Source organism: Ruegeria sp. HKCCA6707, assembly GCF_013033515.1.
Classification (GTDB): Bacteria; Pseudomonadota; Alphaproteobacteria; order Rhodobacterales; family Rhodobacteraceae; genus Ruegeria.
In genome coordinates this window covers 191,482-204,836 of the sequence record NZ_WQEG01000006.1, presented here as the reverse complement: position 1 = coordinate 204,836, position 13,355 = coordinate 191,482, and the positions used below count along the sequence as shown (strand labels likewise).

Annotated in this window: 14 protein-coding genes; 13 read left to right on the top strand and 1 reads right to left on the bottom strand. The window is 54.6% G+C overall.

What is annotated here, in order from left to right; genetic code table 11:
• Positions 1-42 precede the first annotated feature (42 nt).
• Complete coding sequence (locus GOW40_RS15800) at positions 43-909, bottom strand: lytic transglycosylase domain-containing protein (RefSeq protein ID WP_171131467.1); 867 nt, start codon at positions 907-909, stop codon at positions 43-45.
• 348 nt (positions 910-1,257) lie between these two features.
• Between GOW40_RS15800 and GOW40_RS15795 the strand changes: the two genes are divergently transcribed.
• The 13 genes from GOW40_RS15795 to GOW40_RS15735 all read left to right on the top strand — a co-directional run bounded on the left by GOW40_RS15795 (position 1,258) and on the right by GOW40_RS15735 (position 13,328).
• Positions 1,258-1,461, top strand: coding sequence for a hypothetical protein (locus GOW40_RS15795; RefSeq protein WP_171100369.1), 204 nt, complete (start codon positions 1,258-1,260; stop codon positions 1,459-1,461).
• Positions 1,462-1,549: 88 nt separating this feature from the next.
• The gene (locus GOW40_RS15790; protein ID WP_171100371.1) at positions 1,550-1,744 is read left to right on the top strand and encodes a hypothetical protein; all 195 of its coding nucleotides are present in this window, start codon (positions 1,550-1,552) and stop codon (positions 1,742-1,744) included.
• Positions 1,745-1,892: 148 nt separating this feature from the next.
• Complete coding sequence (gene cpaB / locus GOW40_RS15785; protein WP_171100373.1) at positions 1,893-2,774, top strand: Flp pilus assembly protein CpaB; 882 nt, start codon at positions 1,893-1,895, stop codon at positions 2,772-2,774.
• Positions 2,775-2,968: 194 nt separating this feature from the next.
• Positions 2,969-4,375 carry a type II and III secretion system protein family protein gene (locus GOW40_RS15780; protein WP_171100375.1) on the top strand — a complete coding sequence of 469 codons (1,407 nt, stop codon included), beginning with the start codon at positions 2,969-2,971 and terminating at the stop codon, positions 4,373-4,375.
• A gap of 16 nt (positions 4,376-4,391) precedes the next feature.
• Positions 4,392-5,015: an OmpA family protein gene (locus tag GOW40_RS15775; RefSeq protein ID WP_171100377.1), complete on the top strand. Its 624-nt coding sequence runs from the start codon at positions 4,392-4,394 to the stop codon at positions 5,013-5,015.
• Between the two features lie 206 nt (positions 5,016-5,221).
• Entirely contained in the window at positions 5,222-6,451 is a 1,230-nt protein-coding gene (locus GOW40_RS15770) for an AAA family ATPase (protein ID WP_171131468.1), read from the top strand.
• 17 nt (positions 6,452-6,468) lie between these two features.
• The gene (locus GOW40_RS15765) at positions 6,469-7,905 is read left to right on the top strand and encodes a CpaF family protein (RefSeq protein ID WP_171131469.1); all 1,437 of its coding nucleotides are present in this window, start codon (positions 6,469-6,471) and stop codon (positions 7,903-7,905) included.
• Positions 7,906-7,917: 12 nt separating this feature from the next.
• Positions 7,918-8,886, top strand: coding sequence for a type II secretion system F family protein (locus GOW40_RS15760; protein ID WP_171100383.1), 969 nt, complete (start codon positions 7,918-7,920; stop codon positions 8,884-8,886).
• A 9-nt stretch (positions 8,887-8,895) separates the two neighbouring features.
• On the top strand, positions 8,896-9,894 hold the full coding sequence (locus tag GOW40_RS15755) for a type II secretion system F family protein (protein WP_171131470.1): 999 nt from the start codon (positions 8,896-8,898) through the stop codon (positions 9,892-9,894).
• Positions 9,895-9,901: 7 nt separating this feature from the next.
• On the top strand, positions 9,902-10,483 hold the full coding sequence (locus tag GOW40_RS15750) for a tetratricopeptide repeat protein (protein WP_254444466.1): 582 nt from the start codon (positions 9,902-9,904) through the stop codon (positions 10,481-10,483).
• Positions 10,484-10,513: 30 nt separating this feature from the next.
• Positions 10,514-11,365 carry a lipopolysaccharide assembly protein LapB gene (locus tag GOW40_RS15745; RefSeq protein ID WP_171131471.1) on the top strand — a complete coding sequence of 284 codons (852 nt, stop codon included), beginning with the start codon at positions 10,514-10,516 and terminating at the stop codon, positions 11,363-11,365.
• Positions 11,366-11,368: 3 nt separating this feature from the next.
• A complete protein-coding gene (locus GOW40_RS15740) occupies positions 11,369-11,905 on the top strand; it encodes a prepilin peptidase (protein WP_171100390.1) in 537 nt (178 codons plus the stop codon).
• 115 nt (positions 11,906-12,020) lie between these two features.
• Positions 12,021-13,328 carry an ATPase gene (locus GOW40_RS15735; RefSeq protein WP_171131473.1) on the top strand — a complete coding sequence of 436 codons (1,308 nt, stop codon included), beginning with the start codon at positions 12,021-12,023 and terminating at the stop codon, positions 13,326-13,328.
• Positions 13,329-13,355: the final 27 nt, after the last annotated feature.

The following is a 13,355-nucleotide window of genomic DNA, read 5'->3' as shown; positions in this document are numbered from 1 at the left end:
TCCACCAATAGAGAAGGCCCGCCATTTTGTGCGGGCCTTTTTTCAATTCAGTCCCTGAAAGACGCAACCATCCGAGATGTATTGAGGCGGCGTGGTGCAAAGAGCCCGAGCCACCTGAAAGGCCGCAAGAACCTTGGGCACATAATCTCGGGTTTCAGCATAGGGTGGAACCCCGCTGTGTTTGCGCACCGCCCCTTCGCCCGCATTGTAACCCGCCAGAACAAGAATCGGGTCGTTGCCGAATTCTTCCATCAACCAGTTCAGGTATTTCACACCGCCCGCAATGTTCTGATCGGGCTTCAGGCTGTCACTGACCCCAAATCGTGAGGCGGTTGCGGGCATCAATTGCATCAATCCCTGCGCCCCGGCGGAGCTGACAGCGTCTGCCCGCCCCGCAGATTCGACCGAAATAACCGCAAGCACCAAAGCCGGAGACACGTTTGTTCCCACTGTCGAACGCAGAATATCAACGCCGCGCTGCTGCGCGATGTCTTGCAAGCTTTGCAGCCTTGGTGACGAGACGTTGACATGAGAAAGCGCCTGAATCGCTGAGCTCAAACGCTCGGCACTGGCGCGGTCGATCTCTGGCGACACACGATTCCAGAACGCTTTATAAGACCCGACCGGCTTGCTGGCTTTGCCCGGCAAAACGAAGTCAGGTGGCGGCGCTTTTGCCCGCGCGATGATTTCGGGCACGATGAGTTCAGCGCCGGTACTTGGCGCAGACGGTTTCGCCGCGTGTTCTTCTGGCGTTATCTGTATCGTTACACGAGGGCTTGTCCCCGGTGCCGGTGCCTTGATGCGCTTATAGACGCCACGTGGTTCTTGTTCGGTCGCCGATACCGAAATTGCCCCTGAAATGGGCAACAACGCTGCTGAAGCGCAAATCAGCGCTTTGCGAAATAACATTTGCCTGCCTCGAATGTTCTTTTTGCTCATTTAGAACCCTGAAACACCACTCGACGCCAGCAAAACATCCCAGAATGGGGCAGTTTCGCCTCATTTGCCGCTATTTTGCATCGCTTCTCAGGAGTCTTTAAGAAAATATGAAAATATTTCCCTATATTTTTCAGCCACTTAATCATCTCAAAGGAAAAAAATCGCGTCTTTTTCCAAAAAAATTGCGTTTGGCCCAATTCCTGCCACGCGCAACAGGCAAACATTGGGTCATACCGAGACGATCGGGAGCGGACTGAGAGAGAAAGCTCTGAAAGACGCCTAGGTTATTACTTTTTGATCCTTTAGGAGGGACGTAACATGATCAAGTTCATCAAGAACTTCCGCAAAGACGAAGACGGTGCTGTGACCGTTGACTGGGTCGTACTGACCGCTGCTGTTGTTGCTCTGGCAGCAATCGCTTACAACCAGATCAGCGCTGGTGCCAGCGACCTGGCCGGTGACGTAAGCACCGCTCTGACAGACACCACAGTAACTGCGCCGAACTTCACACCTTCGCCGTAATATCAGCAACAGCTGAAACATGAATTTGGGGGTCGCGCCTTTGCCAAGGCGGGACCCCTACTTATTAGCCCAGGATGGTAGCGAAACGATGTTGGTAAAATTTATTGATTTCTTCCAATCCGAAGACGGCGCTGTCACTGTCGATTGGGTGGTCTTAACCGCCGGGATCGTCGGACTCGCAGGCCTAACCTATACTCAGTTGAACGGGTCTCTTCAGGAGCTTGATGAAAAAACCGGTAGTGCGCTGGAGAATGTACAGGTCGTGCAACTCAAATTCGACTAGAGTCTAGAGGCTCAGCACACCTTTTTATGACCTAAAAACACTGCGCATTGTCCCCTTTTTCGACACAATTCCAGATTACGGTTGTCTATGAGCCAAAGCGGCAATGATCGCCGTTTGAAGTGAAACAACATTAGGTAACGAGGAACAAATGCGAGCTGTTTTTGGACTTGTTCTGATCATCGGGGTCGCGTTGGCCGGTGGTGCTGTATATCTAGCACGCGACTATATTACAAAAACTCGCGCGCAGCAGGCTTACGAGCTGCGGCAACGCGAAGAAGCACTTGCGAATGCACAGGCCGGGCTTGTCCCGACTGTCGAGGTAATCGTTTCGAATCGGTCACTCCGCTACGGTGAAAAACTGGTCGCAGAAGATGTCCGCACCGTGCGCTGGCCCGAGGACGCGATTCCCGAGGGTGCATTCGTGGACATGAGCGTTCTGTTCCCGGACGACGCTAACAAGGATCGCTTTGTTCTGCGAGCGATGGAAAAAGACGAAGCGCTGCTTGCCGTAAAGGTCACGCGACCTGGTGAAGCTGCCGGGCTAACATCCCAACTTGAAAAAGGTATGCGCGCCTTTGCCATCAGCGTCGATGTCGCATCAGGTGTTTCGGGCTTTCTGCGTCCTGGTGACCGTGTAGATGTCTACTGGACAGGGTCGGTCCAAGGGCTTGGACAAGGCGTCGCCGGTGAAATCACCCGTTTGATTCAAACAAATATCGAATTGATTGCGGTGGACCAGACAGCTGGATCGGATCTGACGGGCGCGACAATCGCACGAACCGTAACCGTGGCAGCGACATCTGAACAGATTGCTGCTCTGGCGCAGGCGCAAAACACAGGACGTATGTCGCTGGCGCTTGTTGGGTTCCAAGACGAAGAGGTCGCGAGCGCGGTAGAAGTCGATCAGCGCAAACTGTTGGATATCAAAGAAGCCGCACCGGCGCCCGCTCCAGTGCCCGAGCGTGTCTGCACGATCAAAACCCGCCGCGGCGGAGAGATCGTCGAGACTCCGATCCCCTGCACAAATTGACGTCAATTCAACCCGTTAACGTTATTGGGCCGCGCTTCTTGCGCGGCTCTCTCTTTTAGGTTGTTGCGGATTGTCCACATAAGGAAAACTCCGGAAACCATTGATTATTGCAATAAATCCAGATTCATCGCAGGCTCCGCTCACATAGGGCATTAGACCCATATAACAGAGTGGTGATCGGAGAGGCAGGTCACATGACAATACGTTCCTGGATCAGCGCAACCCTGCTGGGGTTGTCGCTAGTTGTGGGCCCAATCGGCGATGCCGCTTGGGCTGAAACCCTTCGCGTGGTCAAGAAAGGGACAGCGGAAACGCTGGAAGTTCCCGTCAACCGCGCGATTGTAGTAGAAAGCGAGCAGCCGTTTGCAGAGCTTAGCATTGCAAACGCCGGTATCGCTGACATTTCTTCGCTATCAGATCGGACGATCTATGTGCTGGGTAAGACACCTGGCCTTACGACGCTGACATTGTTCGATGGCGCAGGCAACCTTCTGGCCAATGTTCGGGTGCGTGTTGCGCCGGATGTGACAGAGTTTAAAGAGCGGCTTCGCCAAATTCTGCCAAACGAGCAGATCGAAGTGCGCACAGCCAATGACGGTATCGTGCTATCCGGTACGGTTTCCAGCAGCGCACGTCTGGCACGTGCACTGGAATTGGCCGAACGGTATGCGCCCGAGCGTGTATCCAACCTGATGAGCGTCGCGGGTGTTCAGCAGGTGATGCTGAAAGTCCGCTTTGCCGAGATGAACCGGTCGGTCGCCAAAAGCCTGACCGCATCGCTTGGCTTTGGCGGAACTGACGCATCAGGCGGCTTTAATACCCTGAACAACCAAGGTGCATTGAGCAACGCTTTGAACAACAACATTCCGTTTGTTCAAACGAATACCGGCGCTATCCTCTTCGGGTTTGGCGCGGGCTCTACTCAAGTCCGGTTGTTGCTCGAAGCGCTTGAAAACAAAGGGCTGGCGCGCAGCTTGGCGGAACCGAACCTGTCTGCCCTTTCTGGGCAAGAGGCCGAGTTCCTGGCCGGTGGTGAGGTTCCGATCCCGGTTCCGCAAGATGATGGTGTGGTCGCAATTGAATACCGGCAGTTTGGTGTTCAGCTTCTGTTCGTTCCACGCGTTGTCGACGGAGACCTGATCAACTTGGAACTAGGCGCAACCGTGTCCAGCATCGACCCGAACTCGACCTTCACCATCAATGGTGACAACGTTCCAAGCTTTATTGTGCGGCAAACGCGGACAACCGTTGAACTGCGCGATGGTGAAAGCTTTGCGATTGCTGGGTTGATCCAAGATGACTTCGCAGATCTGAGCGCACAAGTTCCATGGCTCGGTGACGTTCCTGTGTTGGGTGCACTGTTCCGCAGTTCGCAATACCAGCGTGAACAGAGTGAATTGATCATCATCGTAACAGCGCATCTGGTCACGCCGACACGCGGTGAGGCGCTTGCCCTGCCGACAGATCGGGTGAAACCGCCCAGCGAGTTTGACCTGTTCGTCAACGGGCGCGTCGCCAGAACCGAACGTCTTGGCAATGGTGCCGCGTCAGAGATCGCCAATCAAGATTTCGGCAGCTCATACGGCTACGTGCTGGATTAATTGGAGGGTAAGACCAATGAATAAGTGGATTATTACACTCGGTCTTTCAGTCGCGATCGCTGGCTGCACACGTGAAGCAGGATTTGAGATTGATCAGGGCACTTTTGGCAACGCCACCTTGAACAATATCCAAGTTCAAAGCGGAGAACTGTCCTACGCACAGATCCTTGGGCAACGCTTCGCTGCTGAGGTACCGACGCAAATCAACTTTGCTTTCAATAGCTCGCAGTTGGATGCGTCGGCACAGCAAATCCTGTTGCGCCAGGCCGATTGGATCAAACAGTTCCCTGAAGCACGCTTCCGCGTCTACGGACACACAGATGCTGTTGGCTCAAGCGGATACAACCAGGCTTTGGGGCAACGTCGCGCCAATGCTGCAGTTGCATTCCTGACCCAACAGGGTATCTCGCGCTCGCGTCTGGAGGCAGCTGTTTCGTTTGGCAAATCGCGCCCACTGGTCGATACGCCAAATCGGGACCGTCGAAACCGCCGAACCGTAACCGAAGTCTCGGGTTTCGTCGACAGCCGCAACCAGCTGCTCGATGGCAAGTATGCTGAAGTCATTTATCGCGAATACGTCGAAAGCGCGAAAACAAAGAGTGACATTCAGAAACAAGAAGACGTCAATAGCGGCGAATAACACAATAAAATGAAATTGGGCGGCATCGTCGCCCAATTTCAAACAATTGGTTCTTTTGCGCCTAAATCTCGCCCAACTTCCACGCGACATTGCGAACAATAGGGTGACCTGCGGTTTAGATTGACCGCACCAGGGCGACAGCGAACCAGAACCTTCCCTACAGTTCAGCCGGTTTGCTCAGCCCTCTCGACGAGGATTGATTTAAGATGAGCGCAACGCCGCACGATGATGACACCGCCATCCTGGCCTGCACAATCAGCCGGGATGTTCAGAATTTCGACCTTCTGATCGAAGACATGGAAGCCGCTCTGGGCGAACGTTGGGGCGATCTCGGTTTCGCCGAAGCCCTTGCTTTTTTCAGCCAACCTGAAGCCGAAGCGCTGGAGTTCGTAGCGCTGGCCATAGATGGTGATGACGAAGACAACCTGTCTTTGATGGGCGAGATCATCACTCAGGCAAAAGAAAAGAAGATCAAGGTCGTTCTGATCGCGGAGGACGTTACTCCAGCCTCATTGCACCAGCTTTTGCGCAAAGGCGCGGACGAATTTGTCCCCTACCCGCTTCCAGAAAACGAATTGCAAGAGGCAATTGATCGGATGAACCAGCCCGATCCGGTTGTCGTTCAGCAATCGGCTGTCGCGTTGGCCGAAAATTCGGCCAAAGAAGGCGCTTTGTTCGTTGTCCATGGTCTTGCTGGTGGCGTCGGGGCGACGACACTGGCCGTGAACCTTGCCTGGGAACTGGCTAATGTGTCGCCCAAAGACGGCCCAAGTGTTTGCCTGATCGATCTGGATTTGCAATACGGCACCGTTTCAACCTATCTCGACCTGCCGCGCCATGAAGCTGTTTTTGAGATGCTCTCCGATACGGCGTCGATGGATGAAGAATCCTTTGCCCAAGCGTTGCAGACATTTGATGACAAACTGGAAGTCTTGACCGCACCGTCGGACATGGTTCCGCTGGACATCATTACGCCCGATGACATTCAAAAAGTTATCGATACAGCGCGCAGGCATTTCGACTATGTCATCGTGGATATGCCAAAAACGCTGGTTCACTGGTCCGAGACGGTGTTGCAGGCTGCACATGTTTACTTTGCTGTGATCGAACTGGACATGCGATCAGCCCAAAACGCGCTGCGCCTGAAACGCGCGCTGCAATCCGAAGAGCTTCCGTTCAACAAATTACGCTTTGCGTTGAACCGGGCACCGAAGTTCACGGATCTCAACGGGAAAAGCCGGGTCAAACGTATGGGCGAAAGCCTTGGAATTTCCATCGATTTGCACCTGCCCGATGGCGGCAAGCCGGTCATGAACAGCGGCGACCATGGTCTGCCCTTGGAAAGCTCAGCGGCCAAAAACCCATTGCGCAAAGAAATCGCCAAACTGGCTCAATCGCTTCATAGCCTTGGCAACAACGACGCTGAAGCCGCTTAACACGAGGGAGAGTCGCCGTGTTTTCAAGATACAAGAAACCTTCCGACGCCCAACCGGTCCAGCAACCGCCTCAGGCGTCTGCTACTGAGACAGCTGCGCCTCAAGCCACTGCAAACGCCGTCGTGCGCAAACCCGTTCAAAAGGCTAAAGGCGAAGTTGTCGGATCGGACAAAGAGCGCAAGCGGAAAGAGCGTTTAGGTGAAATCAAGCTGGAGCTGCACCGGGAACTGCTGGAAAACCTGAACCTGGCAGCCCTGGAAAACGCTGCAGAAACCGATCTGCGTGCTGAAATCAGTGCAATTGCCAGCGAAGTTCTGGAATCGCGCAACATTATCCTGAACCGCGAAGACCGCACTCAGCTGAACAAAGAGCTGTATGACGAAGTCACCGGTCTTGGTCCACTTGAGACCTTGCTTCAGGACGAGACTGTCAACGATATTCTGGTGAACGGTCCACAGCAGATCTTTGTGGAACGTGCCGGTAAGCTTGAAATCAGTGACATCACTTTCAAAGACGAAAAACACCTGATGCGGATCATCGACAAGATCGTATCCGCCGTGGGTCGTCGTGTTGATGAATCGAACCCTTATGTGGACGCCCGTCTTGCCGATGGCTCGCGTTTCAACGCCATGGTCCCGCCGATTGCGGTTGATGGCTCGCTGGTGTCCATTCGTAAGTTTAAGAAAGACAAGCTGGGGATCGACGATCTGGTCAATTTCGGCGCGTTTACCGAGGAAATGGCGGCATATCTGCAGGCCGCAGTATCGACCCGCCTGAACATCATCGTGTCGGGTGGTACCGGTTCGGGTAAAACGACCACGCTGAACGCCTTGTCCAGCTTCATCGACGACGCCGAGCGCATCCTGACCATTGAGGATACTGCGGAACTTCAGCTGCAACAGACCCATGTTGGTCGGATGGAAAGCCGCCCGCCCAACGTGGAAGGCAAAGGTGAGGTCAGCCCGCGCGATTGTCTGAAAAACGCCCTGCGTATGCGCCCTGACCGTATCATCGTGGGTGAGACGCGTGGCGCCGAAGTGATCGACATGTTGCAGGCCATGAACACCGGCCACGACGGTTCCATGACCACGATCCACGCCAACTCGGCCCGTGACGGCATCTCGCGTCTTGAAAACATGATCGCGATGGCCGGGATCGAAATGCCGATCAAAGCGGTCCGCAGCCAGATCTCAAGCGCTGTGAACCTGATCGTTCAGGCCAGCCGCTTGCAGGACGGCTCGCGCCGGATGACTTCCATCACCGAGATTACCGGGATGGAAGGTGACGTAATCTCGATGCAGGAAATCTTTAAATTTCAACGCGTTGGCCTGACCCCCGACAATAAGATCATCGGTCATTTCACAGCCACCGGCGTGCGCAGCAACTTCTCTGAGCGCTTCCGCCTGTGGGGCTTTGACCTGCCCGCTTCGATCTATGACCCCACCACGATGTAGGAGACATCAGATATGCAATTGCCGTTTGAGGCGCTCATCTACGTCGCCATTTTTGTTGGGGTGCTGGCCCTGGTTGAAGGTCTTTATCTTGTTACCTTCGGCAAATCCATCAGTCTGAACAGCAAGGTCAATCGCCGCCTCGATATGATCGACAAAGGCGTCGGGCGCGAACAGGTTCTTGAGCAGCTGCGCAAAGAAATGCAGCAGCATATGAAGACCCAGTCGATCCCGCTGTATTCGCTTCTTGCGGACAAGGCACAAAAAGCAGCGATCGCTTTCTCACCAAGACAGTTGGTTGTCATTATGGCAGCGTTGTCCGGCTTGGTTTTTGTCGCGCTCAGCGTGGCTACCGCAACGGACATTCTGCTGCGCTCGGCGCTTTCGGTCGCGATTGGTGTTGGCGCTGTTTATGCGTGGGTTAACCAAAAAGCTAAAAAGCGCATGGCACTCATCGAAGAACAGTTGCCTGACGCTGTCGAGCTTATGGTTCGATCATTGCGTGTCGGTAACCCGTTCGTTTCGTCCATTCAGATCGTCGCGAACGAGGTCGATGGCCCGCTGGCGACCGAGTTTGGCATCATCTCCGATGAAGTCGCCTATGGTCGCGATGTGGGTGAGGCGCTGAAAGAAATGGCGGCCCGTTTGGACATGCAGGATCTTCGCTTCCTCGCCGTTGCGGTTGGGATTCAGCAACAATCTGGTGGTAACCTTGCCGAAATTCTGGCTGGTCTGGCCCAAGTGATCCGGGCACGGTTTCGTCTGTTCCGCCGCGTGAAAGCAATCACCGCAGAAGCGCAATGGTCGGGCAAGTTTCTATCGGGTTTCCCGGTGGCGTGTCTGATCTTTATCATGGTGAATGATCCGACCTACTACGACGATGTTTTGGATCACCCGTATTTCATCCCCGCGTGTTTCTTCGTTGGCATCATGCTGACGCTGAACCTGATCGTCATGCGCATTCTGACAAACATCAAGGTCTGAGGTTAGGTCATGGAATTCCTGAGTAGTATCAACACCTTCCTTACCGAAAACCTCGGCGAGCTTGCCCCCCTGATCATCGTCGGGGCGCTTGGGCTTATCATGGTCCTGGTGGCGGTGCCGCTGATGCTGAACCAACCCGAAGATCCGTTGAAAAAGCTGCAGCGTTCAACCGCGGCGCCGAAGAAAAGCAAAAAAGCTCAGAAAGAGCGACTGCGTCAGGCTGGGCAGAACGAACAGCTTGAAAAATTTGCGACTTTCCTGGAGCCAAAAGATCAGGAAGAGTATTCGGCCGTTCAGCTGAAGCTGCGCCAGGCGGGGTATCAGTCAAAGGACGCGGTTCGGTTTTATCACTTTTCCCAGTTTGCGTTGGGAATCGTCGGCATCTTGGTCGGGATTTCCCTCGTAACGGTTTTTGCAAACGGCCAGGAGTTCGATTCAACTCAGCTGCTATTGCGGGTCCTTGGCCCCGGTTTGGCCGGGTATTTTGTTCCGAAATACTGGGTGACGCGACGCGTTGCGGAACGAGAAGAGGCGATCATCGCCGGTTTCCCCGATACGTTGGACCTGATGCTGGTCTGCGTTGAAGCCGGCCAGTCATTGGATCAGGCGATCGTGCGCGTAGCCGCCGAGATGAAGGAATCCTACCCCGACATCGCGCTTGAATTCGAAGTCGTCGCCTACGAGATGAAAGCCGGTAAAGAAAAAGACACGGTGCTGCGTGATTTTGCAACGCGGTGTGGCGTGCAGGATGTCAGCGCGTTTGTGACCGTGATGATCCAATCGGCAACATTCGGTACGTCCATCGCCGAAGCTTTGCGAGTTTACGCCGGCGAGATGCGTGACAAACGCGTGATGCGGGCCGAAGAGGCCGCGAATAAGTTGCCAACCAAAATGACACTTGCCACAATGATGCTGACAGTTCCTCCGCTGCTTGTCATTCTTGTGGGGCCTTCGGCAAAAGGCATCATGGAGTTCGGCAGAGGCGGTGGAGTCTCCACCGGAGTCTGATACAGGCATGAATTCATTCTCAAGCGCCGGAACAAGGTGCGCGCGTAAAACGTTCCTAGCCACCATGGTCGTTGCCATGGTGGCTTCGTGCACTGAGCCCATTAATACGCCCGATCCGTTTGCGCCAGGCATCGATACAAGTGCCGAAGGTGAAGACGAATTCACCGTTGGCAATCGCCTGATGGCGGCGGGCGAATATGAACTTGCGCTCAAGTCTTTCTCACGCGTCGCGCTTGACGAAGGCCTCAGCGCACGGGTCCTGACATCGCTTGGCACAGCCAATGTAGGGTTGCGTCGCCTGGGTCAGGCTGAACCTCTGCTCAGACAAGCGGTCGAGAAAGAACCCGACTGGCCCGTGGGCTGGAACAACCTGGGTGTTCTTTTGGTCGAAAAGGGTGAATATCCCGAAGCAGCGCAAGTCTTTCGACGGGCCTATGCGCTGGACAATGGCGAAAGTGACGCAATCCGTGACAATCTGCGCTTAGCACTCGCAAAAATGGAAAATCCTGTTAATAATACGCCGCAAGAACAAGAATTTGAGCTGGAACAGCGCGGGGACGGAGAATTCCTGCTGCGGAAAGTCCAGTAACAGAGGCAAAGAGCAGTAAAGGACGCAAAAATGCGCCATACATTTGTGATTCCGACCATTGTTATGTGCGGCTTTGTTCTGGCTGCGTGCGAAAAAGAGACCGAAGAAGAAAAGGTCGAACGCACGTTTCAGGAAGTGAACGTTATTGACGAGACGAACCTCAATGAAGTTCTCTTGACAGCCGCCGACCCGAACGAAGCGGTGACCTATTTTATGGGTGCCGCAGCCAAGAATCCGGACCGTATCGATTTGCAACGCGGGTTGGCGATCAGCCTGACACGTGCGAAACGCACAACCGAAGCGTCAGCCGCCTGGAAACGGGTTACGACGATGAACGGCGTCACAAATTCCGATCGTGTGGAATATGCCGACGCGCTGGTGCGAAATGGTGATTGGAATGGAGCGAAAGCAGTGCTTGATGCCATTCCCCCGACCTATGAGACCTTCAAACGCTACAGGCTTGAAGCGGTCGTCGCAGATTCTCGAAAAGATTGGAAGCGCGCGGATCAGTTCTATGAAACAGCTGTTGGTCTGACCACACGACCGGCAGGCGTTATGAACAATTGGGGTTATTCCAAGCTGACGCGCGGCGATTTTGTTGATGCCGAACGTCTGTTCACGCAGGCTATCCAGCAGGACAAGAATCTGTTTACCGCAAAGAACAATCTTGTTCTGGCGCGCAGCGCTCAGGGGAATTACAGCCTGCCTGTCATCCCGATGTCGCAAACAGAGCGCGCGCTTTTGCTGAACACGATGGGCATTTCCGCTGTGAAACGGGGTGACATCAATATCGCCAAGAACTTGTTCCGCGAAGCCATCGCCACCCACCCGCAGCATTTTGATGAGGCCGTCCGCTCTTTGCGCGCGCTTGAGGAAGCCTGATCCATGGTCATACCGGCCGCAGTCGCGGCGTGGTTTCTACCCTTCGTGGCGCCGATCTGCTTTTACGTTGCATTCACCGATATGCGGGAAATGCGCATCAAGAACCATGCCGTCACGGCGCTGCTGATTGTTTTTGTCACTGTCGGTCTGTTCCTGCTGCCCCCTTGGTCGGGAGAATGGGTACAAGGCAGTTTCGGGCTAACTCTGCCGGTCTATGTCTGGCAATTGTCGCATTTTCTTGTGGTCCTGCTGGCTGGCATTGTCCTGAACGCTGCTGGCGCAATGGGCGCCGGAGACGCAAAGTTCTGCGCCGCGGCAGCCCCGTTTATCTGGACCGGGGATCTGTTCCTGGTGATCATGATCCTGGCGGCAACCACCTTGGGATCGGTCACAGCGCATAGGTTGGTCAAGCATACGCCTCTGCGCCAGTTCGCCCCCGACTGGAAAAGCTGGGAGATGGGAAAAAAGTTCCCCATGGGTCTGACACTGGCCGGAACCCTTTGTATCTACTTGATTTTCGGCGCGCTTCGCGGGTCGTAAACAATCATCACCACGCCTTGCCAGCGCCTTGGTCCTGCCACAAAGCCCCGCCAAATTTTAACGCGTAAGCCTGCACAGGTTATTGACGTTATTTTTGGATAGACGGGCGACGCTCATGAATATGCAGACCACTTCCGTAATGGCCCCCCCTGCCCCTAAGGGCCTGGGAGAGATGAGACTTCCTCTGGTTATGATGCGGGACATTCTGCTGAAAACCATCTTTCGAAAGAATGTGGATACGGTTTCGGAAATTGCCACCGCGATATGTCTGCCGGGCGCTGTCACGCAAGAACTGATCGACATGGCCCGTGACCAAAAGCTGCTGGAAGCGACCGGTACACTCAATGCCAACTCGGGCAATGAGATGGGGTATCAGCTGACCGATGCGGGCAAGGCCCGGGCGCTGGACGCGCTCAGCCAGTCAGAATATTTCGGCGCAATGCCGGTGCCGCTGGATGTCTACCGCGAGCAGGTCAAACGCCAGTCAATCCGCAACATTCAGGTGACCCGAGATCAGCTGACGGGTGCGATGGGCCATCTGGTTCTGCCCGACGATCTGCTGGATCAGTTGGGCCCCGCCGTCAGCGCCGGTCGCTCGGTTCTTATGTATGGCCCTCCGGGCAATGGTAAGTCCTCAATCTCGAACGGTATTCGTGATGCGTTGGGCGACAACGTTTATGTGCCCTGGGCTATTGAATATGCCGGTCAGGTGATCACCGTTTATGACCCGATTGTACACACCGCCATCGAACAAGAGCCCGATGACCCCAACAGCCTGCGTCGCCGCAAACGGTTCGACTCACGCTATGTTCAGTGCGAACGCCCAACCGTTGTGACCGGTGGTGAATTGTCGCTCAGCATGCTGGATCTGGTCTATAACCCCACCGCCCGGACCTATCAGGCGCCGCTGCAGCTAAAATCAACCGGCGGCATCTTCATCGTGGACGACCTTGGTCGTCAGGCAGAGCCGCCGCAGGCGCTGATCAACCGCTGGATTGTTCCGCTCGAAGAAGGCAAGGATATCCTTGGCCTGCAATCGGGTGAAAAATTCGAAGTGCCCTTTGACACGCTGGTCATCTTCTCGACCAACTTCCACCCGAACGAAATCTTTGACCAAGCGGCTTTGCGCCGGATCTTCTTCAAGATCAAAATCGACGGCCCAAACCAGGAGAACTTCCTGAAAATCTTTGCGATGGTTGCGCGCAAACGCGGTATTCCGTTGGATGAGGCCGCTCTGGTGCATTTGTTGAAGGTCAAGTACCCGACTATCAACAACATCTACGCGAACTATCAGCCGATCTTCCTGATCGACCAGATGATTTCGATCTGCGAATTCGAGGGCATCCCCTATCAGATGAGCCCCGATCTGATTGATCGTGCCTGGGCCAACATGTTCGTCAAGGACGAGAAAATCGTCAAATAAGCCCATGCCCTTCCGGGCAGACACCGG

Bases quoted from the DNA above. Each gene is read 5' to 3' on its own strand.
- GOW40_RS15800 (WP_171131467.1), bottom strand. From the start codon at position 909: ATGTTATTTCGCAAAGCGCTGATTTGCGCTTCAGCAGCGTTGTTGCCC.
- GOW40_RS15795 (WP_171100369.1), top strand. From the start codon at position 1,258: ATGATCAAGTTCATCAAGAACTTCCGCAAAGACGAAGACGGTGCTGTG.
- GOW40_RS15790 (WP_171100371.1), top strand. From the start codon at position 1,550: ATGTTGGTAAAATTTATTGATTTCTTCCAATCCGAAGACGGCGCTGTC.
- cpaB (WP_171100373.1), top strand. From the start codon at position 1,893: ATGCGAGCTGTTTTTGGACTTGTTCTGATCATCGGGGTCGCGTTGGCC.
- GOW40_RS15780 (WP_171100375.1), top strand. From the start codon at position 2,969: ATGACAATACGTTCCTGGATCAGCGCAACCCTGCTGGGGTTGTCGCTA.
- GOW40_RS15775 (WP_171100377.1), top strand. From the start codon at position 4,392: ATGAATAAGTGGATTATTACACTCGGTCTTTCAGTCGCGATCGCTGGC.
- GOW40_RS15770 (WP_171131468.1), top strand. From the start codon at position 5,222: ATGAGCGCAACGCCGCACGATGATGACACCGCCATCCTGGCCTGCACA.
- GOW40_RS15760 (WP_171100383.1), top strand. From the start codon at position 7,918: ATGCAATTGCCGTTTGAGGCGCTCATCTACGTCGCCATTTTTGTTGGG.
- GOW40_RS15755 (WP_171131470.1), top strand. From the start codon at position 8,896: ATGGAATTCCTGAGTAGTATCAACACCTTCCTTACCGAAAACCTCGGC.
- GOW40_RS15750 (WP_254444466.1), top strand. From the start codon at position 9,902: ATGAATTCATTCTCAAGCGCCGGAACAAGGTGCGCGCGTAAAACGTTC.
- GOW40_RS15745 (WP_171131471.1), top strand. From the start codon at position 10,514: ATGCGCCATACATTTGTGATTCCGACCATTGTTATGTGCGGCTTTGTT.
- GOW40_RS15740 (WP_171100390.1), top strand. From the start codon at position 11,369: ATGGTCATACCGGCCGCAGTCGCGGCGTGGTTTCTACCCTTCGTGGCG.
- GOW40_RS15735 (WP_171131473.1), top strand. From the start codon at position 12,021: ATGAATATGCAGACCACTTCCGTAATGGCCCCCCCTGCCCCTAAGGGC.